This window comes from Streptomyces sp. NPDC004134 (assembly GCF_042874195.1).
Lineage (GTDB): Bacteria > Actinomycetota > Actinomycetes > Streptomycetales > Streptomycetaceae > Streptomyces.
Genome location: NZ_JBIAMS010000023.1, coordinates 80,333 through 101,061, shown reverse-complemented (window position 1 = coordinate 101,061; position 20,729 = coordinate 80,333). Strand labels below are relative to the sequence as shown.

General features: G+C 73.4%; 18 protein-coding genes. 12 read left to right on the top strand and 6 right to left on the bottom strand.

The features are described 5' to 3' along the window. Positions 1-94: 94 nt before the first annotated feature. Positions 95-1,096 (top strand): TAXI family TRAP transporter solute-binding subunit, encoded by a 1,002-nt coding sequence (locus ACFYVJ_RS26020; protein WP_388895974.1) that lies wholly within the window; start codon positions 95-97, stop codon positions 1,094-1,096. Between the two features lie 51 nt (positions 1,097-1,147). Here the strand turns inward: ACFYVJ_RS26020 and ACFYVJ_RS26015 are convergent, their stop codons facing one another. Then, complete coding sequence (locus ACFYVJ_RS26015; RefSeq protein WP_388895971.1) at positions 1,148-1,873, bottom strand: class I SAM-dependent methyltransferase; 726 nt, start codon at positions 1,871-1,873, stop codon at positions 1,148-1,150. A 251-nt stretch (positions 1,874-2,124) separates the two neighbouring features. Here ACFYVJ_RS26015 and recA point away from each other — a divergent pair, with 251 nt between their 5' ends. Together recA and recX are read left to right on the top strand one after the other, a co-directional pair. Beyond that, positions 2,125-3,273, top strand: a complete 1,149-nt coding sequence (gene recA, locus ACFYVJ_RS26010; RefSeq protein WP_388895968.1) for a recombinase RecA — start codon at positions 2,125-2,127, stop codon at positions 3,271-3,273. Between the two features lie 3 nt (positions 3,274-3,276). Next, positions 3,277-4,086 carry a recombination regulator RecX gene (recX, locus tag ACFYVJ_RS26005; protein ID WP_388895965.1) on the top strand — a complete coding sequence of 270 codons (810 nt, stop codon included), beginning with the start codon at positions 3,277-3,279 and terminating at the stop codon, positions 4,084-4,086. A 355-nt stretch (positions 4,087-4,441) separates the two neighbouring features. Here the strand turns inward: recX and lexA are convergent, their stop codons facing one another. Beyond that, a complete protein-coding gene (gene lexA / locus ACFYVJ_RS26000; RefSeq protein WP_388895962.1) occupies positions 4,442-5,233 on the bottom strand; it encodes a transcriptional repressor LexA in 792 nt (263 codons plus the stop codon). 525 nt (positions 5,234-5,758) lie between these two features. Here lexA and nrdR point away from each other — a divergent pair. Further along, positions 5,759-6,352, top strand: coding sequence for a transcriptional regulator NrdR (nrdR, locus tag ACFYVJ_RS25995; protein ID WP_388895959.1), 594 nt, complete (start codon positions 5,759-5,761; stop codon positions 6,350-6,352). 148 nt (positions 6,353-6,500) lie between these two features. Next, positions 6,501-9,383 (top strand): vitamin B12-dependent ribonucleotide reductase, encoded by a 2,883-nt coding sequence (locus ACFYVJ_RS25990; protein ID WP_388895956.1) that lies wholly within the window; start codon positions 6,501-6,503, stop codon positions 9,381-9,383. 178 nt (positions 9,384-9,561) lie between these two features. On the opposite strand, the gene ACFYVJ_RS25985 is transcribed toward ACFYVJ_RS25990, so the two are convergent. Further along, positions 9,562-10,461 (bottom strand): LysR family transcriptional regulator, encoded by a 900-nt coding sequence (locus tag ACFYVJ_RS25985; protein WP_388895954.1) that lies wholly within the window; start codon positions 10,459-10,461, stop codon positions 9,562-9,564. A 102-nt stretch (positions 10,462-10,563) separates the two neighbouring features. Between ACFYVJ_RS25985 and ACFYVJ_RS25980 the strand changes: the two genes are divergently transcribed. The 3 genes from ACFYVJ_RS25980 to ACFYVJ_RS25970 are packed head-to-tail and all read left to right on the top strand — an operon-like array spanning position 10,564 to position 12,765. Continuing rightward, positions 10,564-10,986, top strand: a complete 423-nt coding sequence (locus ACFYVJ_RS25980; protein ID WP_326798905.1) for a RidA family protein — start codon at positions 10,564-10,566, stop codon at positions 10,984-10,986. A gap of 53 nt (positions 10,987-11,039) precedes the next feature. Beyond that, positions 11,040-11,645: a YdbC family protein gene (locus tag ACFYVJ_RS25975; protein WP_388895951.1), complete on the top strand. Its 606-nt coding sequence runs from the start codon at positions 11,040-11,042 to the stop codon at positions 11,643-11,645. 31 nt (positions 11,646-11,676) lie between these two features. Continuing rightward, positions 11,677-12,765 (top strand): ADP-ribosylglycohydrolase family protein, encoded by a 1,089-nt coding sequence (locus ACFYVJ_RS25970; RefSeq protein ID WP_388895949.1) that lies wholly within the window; start codon positions 11,677-11,679, stop codon positions 12,763-12,765. Positions 12,766-12,811: 46 nt separating this feature from the next. On the opposite strand, the gene ACFYVJ_RS25965 is transcribed toward ACFYVJ_RS25970, so the two are convergent. Continuing rightward, positions 12,812-14,359, bottom strand: coding sequence for an MFS transporter (locus tag ACFYVJ_RS25965; RefSeq protein ID WP_388895947.1), 1,548 nt, complete (start codon positions 14,357-14,359; stop codon positions 12,812-12,814). A gap of 115 nt (positions 14,360-14,474) precedes the next feature. Here ACFYVJ_RS25965 and ACFYVJ_RS25960 point away from each other — a divergent pair, with 115 nt between their 5' ends. The 3 genes from ACFYVJ_RS25960 to ACFYVJ_RS25950 all read left to right on the top strand — a co-directional run bounded on the left by ACFYVJ_RS25960 (position 14,475) and on the right by ACFYVJ_RS25950 (position 16,628). Further along, positions 14,475-15,107, top strand: coding sequence for a TetR/AcrR family transcriptional regulator (locus ACFYVJ_RS25960; protein ID WP_388895944.1), 633 nt, complete (start codon positions 14,475-14,477; stop codon positions 15,105-15,107). A 99-nt stretch (positions 15,108-15,206) separates the two neighbouring features. Continuing rightward, positions 15,207-15,920, top strand: a complete 714-nt coding sequence (locus ACFYVJ_RS25955; protein ID WP_388895941.1) for a ribonuclease HII — start codon at positions 15,207-15,209, stop codon at positions 15,918-15,920. 123 nt (positions 15,921-16,043) lie between these two features. Continuing rightward, positions 16,044-16,628, top strand: a complete 585-nt coding sequence (locus ACFYVJ_RS25950; RefSeq protein ID WP_388895939.1) for a hypothetical protein — start codon at positions 16,044-16,046, stop codon at positions 16,626-16,628. Positions 16,629-16,664: 36 nt separating this feature from the next. Here ACFYVJ_RS25950 and ACFYVJ_RS25945 read toward each other — a convergent pair whose 3' ends face one another. After that, positions 16,665-17,315, bottom strand: a complete 651-nt coding sequence (locus tag ACFYVJ_RS25945; protein WP_388895936.1) for a hypothetical protein — start codon at positions 17,313-17,315, stop codon at positions 16,665-16,667. 319 nt (positions 17,316-17,634) lie between these two features. On the opposite strand from ACFYVJ_RS25945, the gene ACFYVJ_RS25940 reads away from it, so the two are divergent. Beyond that, on the top strand, positions 17,635-19,794 hold the full coding sequence (locus tag ACFYVJ_RS25940; RefSeq protein ID WP_388895933.1) for a RecQ family ATP-dependent DNA helicase: 2,160 nt from the start codon (positions 17,635-17,637) through the stop codon (positions 19,792-19,794). Between the two features lie 52 nt (positions 19,795-19,846). On the opposite strand, the gene ACFYVJ_RS25935 is transcribed toward ACFYVJ_RS25940, so the two are convergent. Continuing rightward, positions 19,847-20,716 (bottom strand): SAM-dependent methyltransferase, encoded by an 870-nt coding sequence (locus ACFYVJ_RS25935; protein WP_388895930.1) that lies wholly within the window; start codon positions 20,714-20,716, stop codon positions 19,847-19,849. Positions 20,717-20,729: the final 13 nt, after the last annotated feature.

Below are 20,729 nucleotides of genomic sequence, written 5' to 3'. Positions count from 1 at the left end.
CGCAGGGCCGTAATCCTGCCCGACAGCGCGCCGGGCTCCCACCGGGAGTCCGGCGCGCTGGCCGTGCGGGGCCCCCGTTTGGCAGGATCGCCGCGTGGTCCCCTTCATCCCGCGCCGCCTCGGCAGGCGCCGAGCACTGCAGGCCGCCGTGGCGACGGCGGCCGTGCTCGGGCTGCTCCTGTGGTGGCTGCTCCCGCTGGGCGGCGGCGGCAGCCCGGCGGGGAAGGTGGTCTTCGCGACGGGGGTGCGCTCCGGGGTCTACGCGGAGTACGGGCGGCTGCTGCGCGAAGGACTCGCCAGGGACGAGCCGGACCTCGACGTACGCCTGCACACCAGCCAGGGCTCCATCGACAACCTGCGCAAGGTCACCGCGGGCCGCGCCGACTTCGCCGTAGCCACCGCCGACTCCGTGGCCACGTACCGCCGCGACCGGCTGCCCGGCTGGCAGGGGCTGCGCGCGGTGGCCCGGCTCTACGACGACTACATGCAGCTCGTCGTGCTGCGCGACTCGCCCGTCCGGCACACCGCCGACCTGCGCGGCCTCAAGGTCGGCGTCGGCGAGGACGGCTCCGGCGTCCAACTGATCACCCGGCGGCTCCTGTCGGCGGCCGGGCTCGACTTCGACGAGGACGTGACGGCGGTACGCGAGGGCCTCGACACGATGCCGGAACTCCTGCGCGACCGGGAGATCGACGCCTTCTTCTGGTCCGGCGGCCTGCCCACGGACGCCGTCGAGCGGCTGGCGCGGCAGACCGAGATCGAACTCGTACCCCTCGGCGACCTCCTCGGCCCCCTCCACGCCCAGGGCGAACTGGCCCGCTACTACCGCGCCGCGGTCATGCCGCCCGACGCCTACCCCACGGTCCAGCGCGACACCGCCGTGCCGACGCTCGCGGTGGCGAACCTGCTGGTCACCACCGACCGGGAGGACCCCCGGCTGACGGAGAGCGTGACCAGCACGGTGATACGGGACCGGGACCGGATCGGCCGCGTGGTGCACGCCGCCCAGCGGGTCGACCTGCGCACGGCGGTCTTCACCGACCCGCTGGAGCTGCACGAGGGCGCGGCCCGCTACTACCGGCAGGAGAAGCCCTAGGCCGGAGCCGTCCTGGGCCGATGAGATCCGTGGGCGACGGGCGTCCGCCGGTCACGGACGCCGGGCCAGGAACACGAACTCCCTTCCCGGCCGGTCGGGCGCGTCCCGGACGTCCTCCACCGCGTAGCCGTGGGCGGCCAGGTCCTGCTCGACCTCCTCCCGCTCGCGGAAGCGCAGCGTCGAGTCCGAGGTCAGCACCTGGCCGTCGGCGGCGAACTCGTATGTCCAGCGGAAGGTCACCAGCGGCAGGTCCACCTCGATCAGCTCGACCCGGCTCGCGACGGAGCCGATGCCCGGGATCTCCGTCACGCGCGAGGAGCGCTCGCGGGTCCACTCCTCCCAGGCGCGCCGGGCCGGGTCCCGGGTCTCGAAGACCAGGTGCCCGCCGGGCCGCAGGGCTGCGTGAGCCCCGCGCAGGGTCCCGCTCCACGCCTGCGGATCGGCGATCGCCTGGGCGACGTTCGCCGTCATCGTCGCGAGGTCGGCCCGCAGCGGCGGGAGGGCGGTCGCGTCACCGCAGATCCAGCGGACTCGCCCGCCGTCCGGTTTGGCCCGGGCGACGTCGACGGACGCCCGGGCGGGATCGACGCCGACGACATCGATCCCGCGGGCGGCTAGGAGGAGCGCGAACACCCCCGTGCCGCAGCCGATGTCCAGCACCCGGCGGGCGCCGAACTCGTCCGTGAGCCGCAGGTACGTGTCGAGATCGGCGCGGTCGGGGTGGAGCGGGTCGTAGATCGCGGCGAGCCGTGGATGCGCGAAACAGTCGTCGGCCATGCGGCCGAACCTATGCGGCGCCGGGCCGGGGCGGCCACGGCGTTTCGATGCGGCGGGACCGCGCAGGACACGGGAAACGCACGGGGCGGACGGGTCCGGCGGTGCGGGTTGACAGCTAAATCGAACATGGGTTCCCATGGGGGTTCGGCCCGGGTTCTCCCCAGGCCGGGCCGACGCGAGGCGCGTTGTCAGTGGCAGGCGCTAGCGTCGTGGACGTGAAGCGATCGACTCAGACATCCCGGGTGGAACCCATGGCAGCGACTGACCGCGAGAAGGCGCTCGACGCCGCACTCGCCCAGATTGAACGGCAATTCGGCAAGGGCGCCGTGATGCGTCTCGGCGAGCGGCCGAACGAGCCCGTGGAAGTCATCCCCACCGGGTCGACCGCGCTGGACGTGGCCCTCGGTGTGGGCGGCCTGCCGCGCGGCCGCGTGGTGGAGGTGTACGGGCCGGAGTCCTCCGGCAAGACGACCCTGACGCTGCACGCGGTGGCCAACGCGCAGCGGGCCGGCGGCACGGTCGCGTTCGTCGACGCGGAGCACGCCCTCGACCCGGAGTACGCGAAGAAGCTCGGCGTCGACATCGACTCCCTCATCCTCTCCCAGCCCGACAACGGCGAACAGGCGCTGGAGATCGTGGACATGCTCGTCCGCTCCGGCGCGCTCGACCTGATCGTCATCGACTCGGTCGCGGCCCTCGTGCCGCGCGCGGAGATCGAGGGCGAGATGGGCGACTCCCACGTCGGCCTCCAGGCCCGGCTGATGAGCCAGGCCCTGCGGAAGATCACCAGCGCGCTGAACCAGTCGAAGACCACCGCGATCTTCATCAACCAGTTGCGCGAGAAGATCGGCGTGATGTTCGGCTCGCCCGAGACCACCACCGGCGGCAAGGCGCTGAAGTTCTACGCCTCGGTGCGGCTGGACATCCGGCGCATCGAGACGCTCAAGGACGGCACGGAGCCCGTCGGCAACCGCACGCGGGTGAAGGTCGTGAAGAACAAGGTCGCGCCGCCCTTCAAGCAGGCCGAGTTCGACATCCTCTACGGGCAGGGCATCAGCCGCGAGGGCGGCCTGATCGACATGGGCGTGGAGCACGGCTTCATCCGCAAGTCCGGCGCCTGGTACACGCACGAGGGCGACCAGCTCGGCCAGGGCAAGGAGAACGCGCGGACGTTCCTGAAGGACAACCCCGACCTGGCCGACGAGATCGAGAGGCGGATCAAGGCGAAGCTGGGTATCGGCCCGAAGCAGGAGGACCCGGAGGGCGAGCCGGGTGCGGACGCGGCGGCCGGTCCCGCGGACGCTGCGGCCTCCGCGGACCCTGCCGCCCCCGCGGCCAAGAAGACGGTGCCGGCGCCGGCCAAGACCGCGAAGGCGGCCAAGGCCGCGGCCAAGAGCTGACCCGTGGTCCGACGCACCGACTGGCCGCTCCCGCCCCCGGACGACGGCCGCCCGCCGTTCGGGGGCGGCCCGGAGGACGGCGCCGCCCCGCCGGGCGGGCGCCGGCGGTGGGGCGGGCACGGCCCGGCGGCGTACGGCGAAGGGACCGGGCCCGAAGGTGCCAGGACTGAGGACGGGGGGTACGGGCCAGAGGACGAGGACCCGGACGGCTACGGCGGACCGGGGTCCCCGGGCCGGTCCGGGCGCGGCGGGGCCTCCCGGCGGGGGCGCTCGCGGGGCCGGCGGGAGCCGTCCGAGGACCGGGTGCGGGAGACGTCGCTCAGCCCGGAGGAACGGGCGCGGGCGATCTGCCTGCGCCTGCTCACCGGGTCGCCGCGCACCCGCAAGCAGCTCGCGGACGCGCTGGCCAAGCGTGACGTCGACGCCGAGGCCGCGGAAGCCGTGCTCGACCGCCTCGAAGCGGCCGGGCTGATCGACGACGCGGCGTTCGCCGGCGCCTGGGTGGAGTCCCGGCACCACGGCCGGGGTCTCGCCCGCCGCGCGCTCGCGCGCGAACTGCGCACCCGGGGCGTGGCGGCCCCGGTGGTCGACGAGGCGGTGGGCCGGCTCGACGCGGACACCGAGGAGGAGACGGCCCGCGAGCTGGTCGCCCGTAAGCTCCGCGCCACCCGCGGCCTGGACCGCGACAAGCGCATCCGTCGCCTCGCGGGCATGCTGGCCCGCCGGGGGTACGGGGAGGGGCTGGCGATCCGGGTCGTCCGCGAGGCGCTGGAGGCGGAGGGCGAGGACGCCGAGGACCTGCTGGCGGACTGAGCGGCGAAGGACCGAAGACGCCCGTGGCTGCCCCGGCCGGGCGTCGGAAACGGCCCTTGGGCGGGCCGAGTTGCCCCGGCGTGGCAGCGCCGGACGGGCAGGGGGTGGCTCTGTGCTGCCGTGATGTGCCTGGCCCGGCAGACCTGAGCGGTCCGGAGTCGTACGGACCCGTGTGCGGGCCGGGGGCGGTGTCCTCGCCACCCGTTCCCGCCGCGCGTACCGGTGTCGTACGCGAGGCCGTGCCTCCGCCGTGCGCGCGTGTCCGGCCGCCGCCGCGGCCGGTTCGCGACACTCCGCGCCGCGCGAGGCGACGGCCCGGGGGCCAGGTCCCGGGCCGGATATGCCGTGCCGGGTGTCAGACCCGGCGGAGGACCGCGACGACCTTGCCGAGGATCGTCGCCTCGTCGCCGGGAATCGGCTGGTACGCCGCGTTGTGAGGGAGCAGCCACACGTGGCCGTCCTCGCGCTTGAACCGCTTGACCGTGGCCTCGCCGTCCAGCATCGCGGCGACGATGTCGCCGTTCTCGGCGACCGGCTGGCGGCGCACCGCGACCCAGTCGCCGTCGCAGATCGCCGCGTCGATCATCGAGTCACCGACGACCTTCAGCACGAACAGCTCGCCGTCGCCGACGAGCTGCCGCGGCAGCGGGAACACGTCCTCGACCGATTCCTCGGCGAGGATCGGGCCACCGGCGGCGATCCGGCCGACGAGCGGCACGTACGACGCGGCGGGCTTGCCGGTGGTGTCGGTGGCGGCCTGGGTGGTGGGGGTGTCCGCGCCGCGCACCTCGTACGCCCGCGGCCGGTGCGGATCCCGGCGCAGGAAGCCCTTGCGCTCCAGGGCCATGAGCTGGTGCGCCACCGACGAGGTGGACGAGAGGCCGACGGCCTGCCCGATCTCGCGCATCGACGGCGGGTAGCCACGGCGCTGCACCGAGTCGCGAATGACCTCGATGACCCGGCGCTGCCGCTCGGTCAGGCCCGAGCTGTCGGCCCTGATGCCCGGGGGGCGCCCGGGCATGGAGCGCTTGGGTGGCTGCGCCTCGCCCTCACGCCCGTCCCCGGAAGGCGGCGCGAGCTGCGGCTCTGCTGCCTGCTGGGGCCGTTCGTGGGCGGCGATGGCTGTGGTGTCTGCGGTAGTGGTCACGTCGGCGGGCCCCTCTCGAGACGGGTCTCTCTCTCGTAGGACCAACGGTAGTTGCTTTCGAAAGGTTGCGCCAAACACACGTTCGAGTGAAAAATTTCGGTTTCACTTCCGTGGTCCATCAACTGGGTGTAAAGCGCTGGCTGATGGCTGAGGGCCGCGACCGCCCGCCCTGTACCGGCCCGTCGCCGCGGGGTGCCGTGTGCCGGCCCGTCCCGCGGGGCTGCCGTCCAGCTTGTCACCCATGCCCCTCCCGTGTCGCGGTCCGCGCGCTCACGTAGGCTGCCGATGTCCCGCGCGGTGCCCCCTCCCGCGCCCCGCCCGGTCTCGTGGCGCGGCAACACGCTCTCGGCTCTCAATGGCAGCCAAACCCCAGATCTAGTGGTTAGATGGGTGTCAGCAGCCCACAAGTTGTGGTCCCCTTCCTCTCAGCGGAAGGGCATCCCATATGATTGCGGTCTGCTCCGGCGGGCCGCGGGGGGCCGCCGGACCGACGTGCCGTGCGCGAGAAGGGGAGGGTGGAGAGCGATGCACTGCCCCTTCTGCAGGCACCCCGACAGCCGGGTCGTCGACAGCCGCACCACCGACGACGGCGCAGCAATCCGCCGCCGCCGGCAGTGCCCCGACTGCTCGCGCCGCTTCACCACGGTGGAGACCGCGTCCCTCATGGTCATCAAGCGCAGCGGGGTCACCGAGCCCTTCAGCCGCGCCAAGGTGATCACGGGCGTCCGCAAGGCCTGCCAGGGCCGCCCCGTCACCGAAGACGCGCTGGCCCAGCTCGGCCAGCGGGTCGAGGAGGCGATCCGGGCCACCGGCAGTGCCGAGGTCTCCAGCCACGACGTCGGGCTCGCCATGCTGGGCCCGCTGCAGGATCTCGATCTCGTCGCCTACCTGCGCTTCGCCTCCGTCTACCGCGCCTTCGACTCCCTCGAGGACTTCGACGACGCCATCACGCAGTTGCGGACCGCGGACAGGCCCCCCGCCGACAGCGGCGGCCCAGACGGACAGGACGACCAGGCCCCACCTCCCGCGCCGGGCGACCCCGGCGCGCCCGGCCCCGGCCGCAGTCCGGGCCGCGGCGAGGCCCCCGGAGTCCCGTCACCCGGCAGAGCGGCCGGCTGACGCCCACCGCGGGCCACCCGTCATCCACACCCGGCCGGTGCGCGGCGCAGCGCGCCGTCCGCCTGCGGAACAAGCAGATCAAGAACAGGAACCGTGCCCGGGAAGATGCGGGCACATCAGGGCGTTCACGCCCGTATAGGGAGGCGGCATGACAGAGACGACGAGCGGCCCGGCGCGCAGTACCCGAAAGGGCGGCGCCAAGGGGAACAAGGGCCTGCGCATCGAGCGGATCCACACCACCCCCGGTACGCACCCGTACGACGAGGTGGAGTGGGCTCGCCGTGACGTCGTCATGACCAACTGGCGCGACGGTTCGGTCAACTTCGAGCAGCGCGGCGTGGAGTTTCCCGAGTTCTGGGAGGCCAACGCCGTCAACATCGTCACGAGCAAGTACTTCCGCGGTGCGGTGGGCACCCCCAAGCGGGAGACCAGCCTCAAGCAGGTCGTCGACCGGATCGTGAAGACGTACCGCAAGGCCGGCGAGGACCACAGGTACTTCGCCTCGCCCGCGGACGCCGAGATCTTCGAGCACGAGCTGACCTACGCTCTGCTGCACCAGATCTTCAGCTTCAACTCGCCCGTGTGGTTCAACGTCGGCACCCCGCAGCCCCAGCAGGTCAGCGCCTGCTTCATCCTCTCCGTCGACGACTCCATGGAGTCGATCCTCGACTGGTACAAGGAAGAGGGGATGATCTTCAAGGGCGGTTCGGGCGCGGGCCTCAACCTCTCCCGTATCCGCTCCAGCAAGGAGCTGCTCTCCTCCGGCGGCAACGCCTCGGGACCGGTCTCCTTCATGCGCGGCGCGGACGCCTCCGCCGGCACCATCAAGTCCGGCGGCGCCACCCGGCGCGCGGCGAAGATGGTCGTGCTCGACGTCGACCACCCCGACATCGAGGCGTTCATCGAGACCAAGGTCAAGGAAGAGGAGAAGATCCGCGCCTTGCGCGACGCGGGCTTCGACATGGACCTCGGCGGCGACGACATCACCTCCGTGCAGTACCAGAACGCCAACAACTCCGTGCGTGTCACCGACGACTTCATGAAGGCCGTCGAGAACGACGAGCAGTTCGGCCTGCGCGCCCGGATGACCGGCGAGGTCATCGAGGAGATCGGCGCGAAGAAGCTGTTCCGGCAACTGGCCGAGGCCGCGTGGGCCTGCGCCGACCCCGGCATCCAGTACGACGACACCATCAACCACTGGCACACCGCGCCGGAGTCGGGCCGTATCACCGCCTCCAACCCGTGCAGCGAGTACATGCACCTGGACAACACCTCGTGCAACCTCGCCTCGCTGAACCTGATGAAGTTCCTCAAGCAGGACGCCGACGGCCGGCAGAGCTTCGAGGTCGAGCGCTTCGCCAAGGTCGTCGAGCTCGTCATCACGGCGATGGACATCTCCATCTCCTTCGCCGACTTCCCCACCCAGAAGATCGCCGAGAACACCCGCGCCTTCCGCCAGCTCGGCATCGGCTACGCCAACCTGGGCGCCCTGCTCATGGCCACCGGCCACGCCTACGACTCCGACGGCGGCCGCGCCCTCGCCGGTGCCATCACCTCCCTGATGACCGGCACCGCGTACAAGCGCTCCGCGCACCTCGCCGCCGCGGTCGGCGCGTACGACGGCTACGCCCGCAACGCCACCGCCCACAAGCGCGTCATGCAGCAGCACGCGGACGCCAACGGCACGGCCAAGCGCATGGACGACCTGGACACCCCCGTCTGGGCCGCCGCCACCGAAGCCTGGCAGGACGTGGTCCGCCTCGGCGACAAGCACGGCTACCGCAACGCCCAGGCGTCGGTGCTGGCCCCGACCGGGACCATCGGCCTGGCGATGTCGTGCGACACGACGGGCATCGAGCCGGACCTGGCGCTGGTGAAGTTCAAGAAGCTGGTCGGCGGCGGCTCCATGCAGATCGTCAACCAGACGGTGCCGATGGCGCTGAAGCGGCTGGGGTACCAGGAGGAGCAGATCGAGGCGATCGTGGCGCACATCGCCGAGCACGGGAGCGTCATCGACGCCCCCGGGCTGCGGCTGGAGCACTACGAGATCTTCGACTGCGCCATGGGCGACCGGGCCATCTCCCCGATGGGCCACGTCCGGATGATGGCCGCCGCTCAGCCGTTCCTCTCGGGTGCCATCTCCAAGACGGTGAACATGCCGGAGAAGGCCACGGTCGAAGAGATCGAAGAGGTCTACTACGAGGGCTGGAAGCTGGGGCTCAAGGCACTCGCCATCTACCGTGACAACTGCAAGGTCGGCCAGCCGCTGTCGGCGAAGAAGAAGGAGGCCGACAAGGCCGCCGACAAGGCGGAGGAGACCATCCGCGAGGCCGTGGAGAAGGTCGTCGAGTACCGTCCGGTGCGCCGCCGCCTCCCCAAGGGCCGCCCGGGCATCACCACGTCCTTCACGGTCGGCGGCGCCGAGGGCTACATGACCGCCAACTCCTACCCGGACGACGGGCTGGGCGAGGTGTTCCTGAAGATGTCGAAGCAGGGCTCGACCCTCGCGGGCATGATGGACGCCTTCTCGATCGCGGTCTCGGTGGGCCTGCAGTACGGGGTGCCGCTGGAGACGTACGTCTCGAAGTTCACGAACATGCGCTTCGAGCCCGCGGGCATGACGGACGACCCGGACGTGCGGATGGCGCAGTCGATCGTCGACTACATCTTCCGCCGCCTGGCGCTGGACTTCCTGCCGTTCGAGACCCGCTCGGCGCTGGGCATCCACTCGGCGGAGGAGCGCGAGCGGCACCTGGAGACGGGTTCGTACGAGCCGACGGACGAGGAGCTGGACGTCGAGGGCCTGGCCCAGTCCGCCCCCCGCGAGCCGGCGCCGCTGCCGACCCCGCCGGTGACGATGGAGCAGGCCAAGCCGGCCCCGCAGGAGGCGCACACCTCGGCGGAGCTGGTGGAGATGCAGCTCGGCATCCAGGCGGACGCGCCGCTGTGCTTCTCCTGCGGCACGAAGATGCAGCGGGCGGGAAGCTGCTACATCTGCGAGGGCTGCGGCTCGACCAGCGGCTGCAGCTAACCCGGCCGGGTCCCACGCCGGGCGGATGCCCGGCGTGACCCGCCTGGCAAGCTGACCGCACGTCCCGGAGGGGACCGGCCACCGGCCGGTCCCCTCCGGCGATTTCCGGGGCATGCCGGACGTACGTTCCGGTGAACTACGGGGTGAGAGGCCCTTCCCGCCGGCGGTCCGGCGGGTTTCAGGTCCTTGTCGCGGCGGCTGCCCGGTGCAGGTACGGGAGGAAGCCCCTGACCGACGGGGGGCCGGTGGTGCGGGGGGTGGCTGTGTGGACCGTGCGGGTGGGGGCGTCCTCGGGGTGGAGGGGGGCGAGGATCACGCCCGGGGGGAGGGCTTCGGCGGCGAGGGCGGGGACGAGGGTGAGGCCCAGGCCGGCCGCGACGAAGCCGAACTTCGCCGTCCACTCGCGGGCCACGTAGTCGATACGCGGCCGGAAGCCCTGCCGCAGGCAGGCGCTGATCAGCGTCTCCTCCGGCGCCTGGCTGCCCGCGACCCAGCTCTCGCCGGCCAGGTCCGCGAGCCGCAGCGGGCGGGTGGTCCCGGCCAGCCGGTGGCCGGTGGGCAGCGCGACGAGTACCGGGTCGTCGAGCAGGTGCGTCAGTTCCACCCCTTCGTACGCCGCCACCTGCTCCGGGTAGCCCGACACCAGCGCCAGGTCCAGCCCGCCGGCCGCCAGCGCGGCGACGTGATCGCGGCTGTAGCCCTCGACGTGCGTCACGCGTACGCCCGGGTGGTCGGCGGCGAAGGCGGCCAGCGCGCGGGGTACGAGGGCGGCGTCCGCGGTGGCGAAGGAGCCGAGCCGCAGCCGCCCGGCCGCCAGCCGGTCGAGGGCGGCGAGGTCGCGGCGGGCGTCGGCGAGACGGTCGAGGGCGGCCCCGGCGTGGCCGAGGGCGTGGCGGCCCTGCTCGGTGAGCCGTACGCCGCGGGGCAGCCGGTCGAAGAGCGGCGCGCCGAACTCCGCTTCCAGCGAGGCGATCTGCCGGGACACCGCGGACTGAGTGAAGCCCAGTTCGGTGCCCGCGGCGGTGAAGGAGCCGTGGCGGGCGACGGCGCGGAAGACCTCCAGCCAGACGGTGTCCATACAACGGCTCCCGGGGTCGGACAAGGCATGCGGTCTCCGCATCGTATGCATGCGAGACATTCGTTGGTCAGATGAGTAGCCGCCCGCCTAGCGTTCCGGCACATGACGCTGCAGAAGACCTTCGACAACCCCGCCGCCGTCCCGCCGCCCGCGGGCAACTTCTCCCACGTCGTACGCCTCGGTCTCGGCGGCGACGACGCCCTGCTCTTCGTCTCCGGGCAGGTCGCGCTGGACGCCGACGGGCGGGTCGTCGGCCCCGGGGACATGCGCGCGCAGGCCCGGCACGTGATGGAGAGCCTGGCGGCGATCCTCGCCGCCCACGGCGGCACCCTCGCGGACGTCGTGAACATCCGCTCGTTCGTCACCGATATGGGCCTGCTCGCCGAGTACGCCGAAGTGCGGCGCGGGTACTTCTCCGGCCCGCCGCCGTCCAGCACCACCGTCGAGGTCTCCCGCCTCTTCCGGGACGGCGCGCTGCTGGAAGTGGAGATCGTCGCGGCGGTGACCGGCGGCCAGGGGGCGTGAACTGGCGCTCGCACGCCGGTGATCGCCGCTGAACCAGGCCATAAGATAGCGCGGTGCTGGTCAAGTGGATTCGCTGCACCGTGGTGGACCGCCGGGGTTTCGAGCGGGGGCAGCGGAAGTGGGCGGGGCTGCCCGGCGAACCGGGCTTCCTCGGGCAGGGCGGGGGCTGGAGCCGGGCGCGTGAGGGTGTGGTGCACCTCATTGCCTTCTGGGAGAGCCGCGCGCTGTACGACTCCTTCATGGCCCGCTCCCACGACCGGCTCGCCGCGGCCCAGCTCGGCACGTTCCGCGACATGCGGGTGCGGCTCTTCGAGTACCGGATGGACGTGAAGACGGGCTTCGAGCCCCGGTTCGAGGGCGCCGACGTGATGCGGCTCGCGCACTGCCGGGTGCACGAGGAGCGGGTGGAGCACTTCACGCTGATGCAGGAGAAGGTGTGGAACCCGGCGATGGCCGGGTCGCCGGGGATGCTGCGGGGGGTGCTGGGGCAGTCGGGGGAGGCCGAGTTCCTGGTGCTGTCGCTGTGGTGGGCGAAGGCGGAGCACGGCAAGTACCGCGAGGAGCGGGTGGAGCGCCTGGCGCTGCGCGCGCAGACCGCTGCGGACGTGGCGGCGCTGGCGGGGGACGTGGTCGATCTCGTGGAGTCCTGGACCGTGTGACCGGATGCCCGGCCGCTACGCTGTGCCCGAGATGACACCGGACCCCGCTTCCGCCCCGCCGCCGGACCCGTCCCCGGACCCGTCCGCGGCTCCGGGCACCGCCCCGGATCCGGCCCGGGACACGGCCGCGGCGGCCGGCCCCGGCCGGGGCGCTCGCGCGCCGGAAGGCCCGGGCGCGCGGGAGCCCGACGCGCGCCTCGTACGCGCCCTCGCGAGCCTGCGCGGGCTGGCCGTCGGCGACGCCCTCGGCGCCCGCTACTCCGAGCCCGGCAGCTTCCCGCTCCTGGCCCGCCGTGAGCTGCCGCCCGCGCCGTGGCGGTGGACCGACGACACGGAGATGGCGGCGTCGGTGGTGGCGGTGCTCGCCGCGCACGGCCGCGTCGAACAGGACGCGCTGGCGGCCTCGTTCGCCGGCCGGCAGAACGCCGGCGGCCCCCGCGGCTACGGGCGCACGGTGAACCGGATCCTCGGGCAGGTGCGTGAAGGGGAGGACTGGCGGCGGCTCGCCGCCGCCCTCTTCGACGGCCAGGGTTCGTGGGGCAACGGCGCGGCGATGCGGGTGGCGCCGCTGGGCGCCTGGTACGCGGGGGATGTCCAGGAGGCGGTACGGCAGGCGGAGGTCTCCGCGTACGTCACCCACCAGCACCGCGAAGCCGTCACCGGCTGCATGGCGGTGGCCGCGGCCGCCGCGCTGGCCGCCGATCGGCCCGGTGGTACCGCGGCGGGCCCGGCGGACGGCACCTCGGGCCCCGACGGTGCCGCCCTGCTCGACCAGGTGATCGCGCTCGTGCCGCGCAGCGCCGTCGCCCAAGGGCTGCGCCGGGCGCGGGACATGCTCGACTACGACGACGTCGCCACCGTCGCCGCCGTGCTGGGCAACGGCCGCCGCACCACCGCGCACGACACCGTGCCGTTCGCCCTGTGGTCGGCCGCCCGGCACCTCGGTGACTTCACGGGTGCCTTCTGGGCCACGGTGCAGGCCGGCGGGGATGTGGACACCACGTGCGCGATCGTCGGCGGCGTGCTCGCGGGCGCGTCCGCCGGAGCGCCCCCGGCGGCGTGGGTAAGGCACGTGGAGCCGCTGCCGGAGTGGGTTCCCCGGGAGCGCCGTATCCGGTGACCCCGCCCCGCCACTGACGGGGCCACCGGCGTCCGGAAGCGCCGCGTCAGCCCGCGCCCGGTCCGGCCATGCCGGACAGCGCCTCGATCTCCGCCTTGCGCACCTTGATGGCCACCACGGCGATGATCACGGCGAACACCACCATGACCGTGGCGGCGACGAACGCCTGGGACATGCCCACCGTGAGCACCTCCTTGCTCCACGGCGGCGGCAGCTCGCCGGACTTCTCGAAGCCCGCTATCTGCTCCGGCGACGCCTTGTCCATGAACGCCGGTATCTGCTTCTCCGCCTCGTCCCTGCTGGCCGTGCCGTACACGGTGGTCAGGATGGCCAGGCCGAGCGAACCGCCCACCTGCTGCGTGGCGTTGAGCAGACCGGAGGCGGCGCCCGCCTGGTCCTGCGCGACGCCGGAGACGGCGGTGATGGTGAGGGTCACGAAGTTCATGCCCATGCCGAAGCCGAAGACGACCTCGGGTCCGAACACCCCGCCCAGGAACGAGCTGTCGGTGTCCAGCAGCACCATCCAGGCCAGCGCGACCGCGGTCATGGACGAGCCGCCGATCACGAACGGCTTGGGCCCGAGCACCGGCAGGAACTTCTGCACGAGCCCGGCGCTGGCGACGATGGCCACCGAGATCGGCAGGAACGCCACGCCCGCCTTGATCGGGCTGTACTCCAGGACGTTCTGCACGAACAGCACCAGGTAGAAGAAGATGCCGAACAGGGCGGCCGCCAGGCTCAGCATGATCACGTACGAACCGGAGCGGTTGCGGTCGGCGAACATCTTCAGCGGCGTGATGGGGTCCTTGGCGCGGCTCTCCACGAAGACGAACGTCACGAGCAGGATCGCGGCCGCCGCGAACGAGCCGATCGACAGACTGTCCCGCCAGCCCTCCTCGGCGGCGCGGATGAACCCGTAGACGAGCGCCGCCATGCCGGCGGTGGACGTCAGTGCGCCGGAGATGTCGAAGCGTCCCGCGTGCCGCTCGGATTCGTTGATGTACAGCGGGACGGCGAGGATGATCAGCAGGCCGATGGGCACGTTGACGAAGAGCACCCAGCGCCAGTTGAGCCACTCGGTGAGCATGCCGCCGGCCAGCAGGCCGATCGCGCCGCCGGCCGCGGAGACCGCCGCGAACACGCCGAACGCCCGGTTCCGCTCGGGGCCTTCGGGGAACGTGGTGGTGACGAGCGCCAGCGAGGTGGGGGAGGCGATGGCGGCGCCCGCGCCCTGCACGGCGCGCGCCACGAGCAGGTGCCACGGCTCCTGCGCGAAGCCGCCGAGCAGCGAGGCCGCGATGAAGATCGCGATGCCGAAGACGAGCACGCGGCGGCGGCCGAGGATGTCCCCGGCCCGGCCGCCGAGGAGGAGCAGGCCGCCGAAGGTGAGTGTGTACGCGCTGACGACCCAGGTCAGGCCCGTGGTGGAGAAGTCGAGGGAGTTCTGGATGTGCGGAAGCGCGATGTTCACGACCGACACATCGAGCACGACCATGAGCTGGCAGGCCGCGATCACGAACAGCGCCATGTTGCGCTGGTCGGCGCGCGGAGCCTTGCCCTTTCCCTGCTCGTTCGCTAATTGGGAGGCAGTCACCGTGTTCCCCATGCGTGTGAGAGAGTGAACGGTGGCGTTCACTGGATGAGTTGAGCGTAAGAGCCCTCGCGAAGGAACGCAAGCGTTCACTATGGCCGCTTACGGAGAGACCGATATGGGTAGTTCGCGCCGGACCGCTCCCGGAGCGTGCACCGAAACCGGCCGGAGCCAGGGCATGCGCCGCCGAGGCGACGTACTCGAGCGCGCCATCCTGGACGCCGCGCTCGAGCAACTGGGTGTCGCCGGCTGGAAAGGACTGACGATCGAGGGCGTCGCCGCCCGCGCGCAGACCGGGAAGGCGGCCGTCTACCGGCGCTGGGCGTCGAAGTCGGAGCTCGTCCAGGACGCGCTACGGGCCGGGGTGCCGCCCCTGGAGACGCAGCCCGACCGGGGCAGCCTGCGGGCCGACCTCACCGAGTTCTGCCGGGCGCTGCGCGACCGGATGTACTCCAGCGGCGGGCAGGCGCTGCGTGCGGTGCTCGACGAGTGCGACCGCGAGCAGGCCGAGCAGTTCCACGAGGTGATCATGGGGCAGATCATCGACCCCGGCAAGGAGCTCATCGCGGAACTGCTGCGCCGCGGGGTCGAGCGCGGGGACGTGCGGCCCGAGGTGAACGGGGACCTGGTGCTCGACGTGCTGCCGGCGATGATGATGTACCGGCACAAGACCACCGGCCGGGACCTCAGCGACAAGGACATGGACGAACTGGTCGACCAGGTGATGGTCCCGCTGCTGCAAGGGCAGTGAGCGCGGCGGGCCGCCCCGCTGCCGGGGAACCGCGCGGCCGCCGGCACCCCCGCGCGGGTGCGCGCCGGCCGGGCCGGGGCCGGGTCGTAAGCTGACCTTGTGAGTCCCTACGAGCCGCCCACCCACCGCGTCGAGCGCTCCCTGCGCGCCACCACCGGCGCCAAGGTCGTCGCGGGCGTCGACGAGGTCGGCAGGGGTGCGTGGGCAGGCCCCGTCACCGTGTGCGCGGCCGTCACCGGCCTGCGCCGCGCGCCCGAAGGGCTCACCGACTCCAAGCTGTTGACGGTCAAGCGGCGCGAGGAACTGGCCGCCGAGCTGAAGGGGTGGGTCACCGCGCACGCGCTGGGCCACGCCTCGTCGCGGGAGATCGACGAGCTTGGCATGACGGCGTGCCTGCGGCTCGCCGCGGGCCGGGCGCTGGACGCGCTGCCCGTACGGCCGGACGCGGTGATCCTGGACGGCAAGCACGACTATCTCGGGGCGCCCTGGCGGGTCCGTACGGTGATCAAGGGCGACCAGTCGTGCGTCGCCGTCGCCGCCGCGTCCGTGCTGGCCAAGGTCCACCGCGACGCGCGTATGGCCGAACTGGGCGCCGCGCGGGCCGGGTACGAGCCGTACGCGTTCGGGGACAACGCCGGCTACCCCTCGCCCGTGCACCGGACCGCCCTCCAGGAGTACGGGCCCACCGATCTGCACCGGCTCTCCTGGGCGTACATGGACGGGCTCGACAAGTGGCAGCACCTGAAGCGCCCGCGCATCGCGCCCGAGGCCGCGGAGCTGGAAGCGGCCGGGCAGTTGGGGCTGGACATCTGACGTCCGGGGCCCGCGGCCGGGGCCGCGGTGCCTCCCGCGGGGGCGGCCGGGTGCGAGCGCCAGTTCGCTTCAGTTGCCCACCCGCTGATGTGCTTGTCACAGCCATTTGATAGACATGCGCCCATGCCTCTCCCTGCCGAGGACTCTCCCACCCACGAGAGCGTCCCGGGCCGCAGCGCGCCCCCTCGTCCCATCCCAGGCCCCCGACCCGTACGGCCGCGTGGCGGCTCCCGTTCCGGCCCCGGCGGCCGCGCCCCCGGTGCCACCGCGCCCGGCGCCCGTCCCGCACCCGCCGGCGGCCAGGGCAGGCCCGCCGCCGGTCCGCAGCTCCAACTGATCCCCGCGACGCCCGACGGTGCCGTCGACGCCGCCGACGAAGCCGTCGACCTGCTGCTGGAGTCCGGCCGCGCGCCGGCCGAGATCCTCGTCCTCACCACCGGCGAACCGCACCCGTGGGCGGCGCACGAGTTGTCGTTCGGCGAGGACGGCTACTGGGCGCAGGAGGCCGCGGGGGACGACGTCTTCTACGCCTCCGCCGCAGCCTCCGAGCGGCTGGCCCGGCGGCCGGTGGTCGTCGTCGCCGTCAACGGCGGCGGAGACGACGCGACGGCCGCGGCGCTGCCGGCGGCGATGACGCGCGCCGCGGCGCTGCTGATCCTCTGCGGCGACGCGGACTACATCAACGGCGTCCTGGGCGTCTCGGCCTGAACGCCGCGCTCCGCCCGCGGGCGGAGCGCGGGCGGCTCAGACCGCCCACGAGATGGTCGGTTCCGCGTCCGCCTCCCGCTGCGCCGCCTCCGGCGGCTGCAGCGCCCGCGGGCCCGGGGCCGTGCCGATCTCGCGGGCGGGGGCGTCCGCGGTGAACTCCCCGTCCACCGGCGGCCCGTCCGCGTACGGGCGGCGGCCACCCCGGCCCTCGCCCAGCACCTGCCAGCCGCCGCCGGTGAGCGTGATGTACGCCCCGCAGCGCAGCCCGTGCAGCGTGCAGGCGTCCCGCAGCCCCCACATCCACGCGCCGTCCTCCTCCGTCCAGCCGGCGTCCCCGGCGCGGCAGTACAGCAGCACCGCCGTACGGACCGGGAAGCGGCGGCGCAGGTCGTGCGGGATGACCCGGCGGAGCCGGGCCAGCAGCGCGTTGCGCAGGTCCCAGCCGTCGGGCGCGGCCTCCGGGCGGCCCGCGTCGCGGCGCGCCAGCGACGCGCTCGCACGCAGCCGCTCGTCGGGGTCGAGCACGGCGATCACCGCCGTCTGCGGCGATGGCCGGTGGCGGGTGTGCAGGCCGGTGACGATCTCGCGGGGGTTGCGCAGCAGCGGAATGCCGGCCGCGGCCCACTCGGCAGGTTCGAGGATGCGGCCGGACGGGCCGGTGTCGCCGGTGGCGGGGCCGAAGACCAAGGGCCCTCCCTGGGGGCTGCGGGCGTACGGAACGCACGGCGGGGGCGAACGGGCGTGGGCGCGCAGCGTCGAGCAGCCCGGGGGACCGGGCCGGCGCTGGGAGCGAACCTCAATTCTCCCCGCCGAACTGGCCTGCGGCAATGCGGCATTGTCGACAGGTCCATCTTCTCCGGCCGCCGGCGGGCCGCGGAACAGGCTGCTTTGCGGCCGTCGGCGAGCCGGTTTCCGACCGCTGTCCAACCGCTGACCGACTGCGTAACAGCAGCAATGACCGTGCGTGAGGTGGCTGACTGTCGGTGCCATCGGGTTGCATGGGGGCATGGACGATCAGGAGCTGCGCGCCGAAGCCGACGCCGTTCTCGCCGGGCTCGTCGGCGACCCCGGCGGCACGGCCCGGCTGCGGGAGGACCAGTGGCAGGCCGTGGACGCCCTCGTGCGCGAGCGCCGCCGCGCGCTGGTGGTGCAGCGCACCGGCTGGGGCAAGTCGGCGGTGTATTTCGTCGCCACGGCGCTGCTGCGCCGCCGCGGCGGCGGCCCCACGGTGATCGTGTCGCCGCTGCTGGCGCTGATGCGCAACCAGGTCGAGGCCGCGGCGCGGGCCGGCATCCGGGCCCGTACGATCAACTCGGCCAACCCCGAGGAGTGGGGCGCCATCCACGAGGAGGTCGAGCGCGGGGAGACCGACGTGCTCCTCGTCAGCCCCGAGCGGCTGAACTCCGTGGACTTCCGCGACCGGCTGCTGCCCGAGCTGGCCGCGACGACCGGCCTCCTCGTCGTCGACGAGGCGCACTGCATCTCCGACTGGGGCCACGACTTCCGCCCCGACTACCGGCGGCTGCGCGCCATGCTCGCCGACCTGCCCCAGGGCGTGCCCGTGCTGGCGACCACCGCGACGGCGAACGCGCGCGTGACCGCCGACGTCGCCGAGCAGCTCGGCACCGGCGGCGGCGAGGCGCTGGTGCTGCGCGGGCCGCTGGACCGGGAGAGCCTGCGGCTCGGCGTGGTCCGGCTGCCCGACGCGGCGCACCGCCTCGCCTGGCTCGCCGAGCACCTGGGCGAGCTGCCGGGCTCCGGGATCGTCTACGCGCTGACCGTCGCCGCCGCCGAGGAGGCCGCCGCCTTCCTGCGGCAGCGCGGCTTCCCCGTGGCCTCGTACACCGGGCGCACGGAGAACGCCGACCGGCTGCAGGCCGAGGAGGACCTGCTGGCGAACCGGGTCAAGGCGCTGGTCGCGACGTCCGCACTGGGCATGGGGTTCGACAAGCCGGACCTCGGCTTCGTCGTGCACCTCGGCTCGCCGTCCTCGCCGATCGCGTACTACCAGCAGGTGGGCCGCGCCGGCCGCGGCGTCGACCACGCCGACGTACTGCTGCTGCCCGGCCGGGAGGACGAGGCCATCTGGCGCTACTTCGCCGACACCGCCTTCCCGCCCGAAGCGCAGGTCCGCCAGACCATCGCCGCGCTCGCCGACGCCGGCCGCCCGCTGTCCGTCCCGGCCCTGGAGGCGGCCGTCGACCTCAGACGGACGCGGCTGGAGACGATGCTCAAGGTGCTCGACGTCGACGGGGCGGTCCGGCGGGTCAAGGGCGGCTGGACGGCCACCGGCCGCGAGTGGGAGTACGACGCCGAGCGGTACGCGTGGGTGGCGCGGCAGCGCGCCGCCGAACAGCAGGCCATGCGGGACTACCTGAGCACGCCGGGCTGCCGCATGGAGTTCCTGCGCGCGCAGTTGGACGACGAGGGGGCGGCACCGTGCGGGCGGTGCGACAACTGCGCGGGCCCGTGGATCGACGCGCGTGTCTCGGGGGAAGCGCTGACGGGCGCCGAGAAGGAGCTGGACCGGCCGGGGACCGAGGTCGAGCCGCGTCGCATGTGGCCGACGGGCATGGCCGCGCTGGGGATCGACCTCAAGGGCCGTATCCCGGCCGGCGAGCAGGGCGCCTCCGGGCGGGCGCTGGGACGCCTCTCCGACATCGGCTGGGGCAACAGGCTGCGGCCGCTGCTCGCGCCGGACACCCCCGACGCACCCGTGCCGGACGACGTGCTGCGGGCCGCGGTCGACGTCCTCGCCGACTGGGCGCGCTCGCCCGGCGGCTGGGCGGCAGGCGGGGCGGACGCCCCGGCGCGGCCGGTGGGCGTCGTCGCCGTGGCGTCCACGACCCGGCCGCTGCTGGTCGACTCGCTCGCCCGGGGCATCGCCGCCGTCGGGCGGCTGCCGTACCTCGGCACGCTGGAGTACGCGGACCCGGACGGCGGCCACGCCGTGCGCCGTAGCAACTCCGCGCAGCGGCTCGCCACCCTGAGCGGCACCTTCACCGTCGCCGGCGAACTGGCCGCCGCCCTGGCGGACAACCCGGGCCCCGTGCTGCTCGTCGACGACTACACCGACTCCGGCTGGACCCTCGCCGTCGCGTCCCGGCTGCTGCGCCGGGCGGGCGCCGAGGCGGTCCTGCCCCTGGTCCTCGCGGCGAGCGGCTGAGCGAGCGCGGCGATGACGCCGGGCAGCCGCACCGCACCGGCCGCGCGCCGGGCTACGGCTTGCGCAGCAGGTAGAGGAAGTAGCCGAGGTGGTCGCGGACGAAGGTGCGGAACAGCGGGATCGAGGCGTCCATCGCCGCGGTCGTCTCCAGCCCGTAGCGCTCCCGGATCTCGTCGTGGTGGTCCCGGTAGAGGACGGTCATGACCTCGGCGTTCATGATGACGTCGTGGGTCTGGTTCTCCAGCCGCACGAGCTCGAAGCCCGCCTCGTACGCCAGCCGCAGCCCCTCCGCCAGCGGCAGCGGCGGCGGCGACGTCCAGACCTGCCGGAAGGTGTCCAACTGCGCGCGCGACGGTTCGCCGCGGCGGGTGAACTCCGTCATCAGGAACCGCCCGCCGCGCGGCAGCACGCGCCACGCCTGGCGCAGTCCGCGCAGCCGGTCGGCGATGTGGGCGAAGGAGTCGATGGCCCAGGCGGCGTCGAACGAGGCGTCCTCGTAGGGGAGTTCCAGCGCGTCGTTGAGGGCGAACGTCACGCGGTCCGTGAGCGACGCGGCGGCGGCCCGCTCCCGGGAGCGGGCGACCTGCGTCTCGCTGACGGTGATCCCCGTGACGCGCGCGCCCGTGCGCTCCGCAAGCCGCACGGCGGGACCGCCCGTGCCGCTGCCGATGTCGAGCACGTGGTCGCTCTCACCGGGCGCCAGGGCGTCGATGTAGTAGTCGGTCTGCCGGTTCATCGCCTGGTCGGCAAGCTTCCCCAGCGAGGTAGCGGGCTGGCCGGCGCCGTCGGCCGACCACCGGCCGACGTGGATGGCGGAGGTGCCCTGCGTCAGGTCGTACAGCGGGCCGAACCGGTCGTACGCGGAACCGACCTCCTCGGGCGACGGGGGAGCGAGGTTGCTGTCGTGCGCGTCGGATGCCATGGCGCGTTGCCCC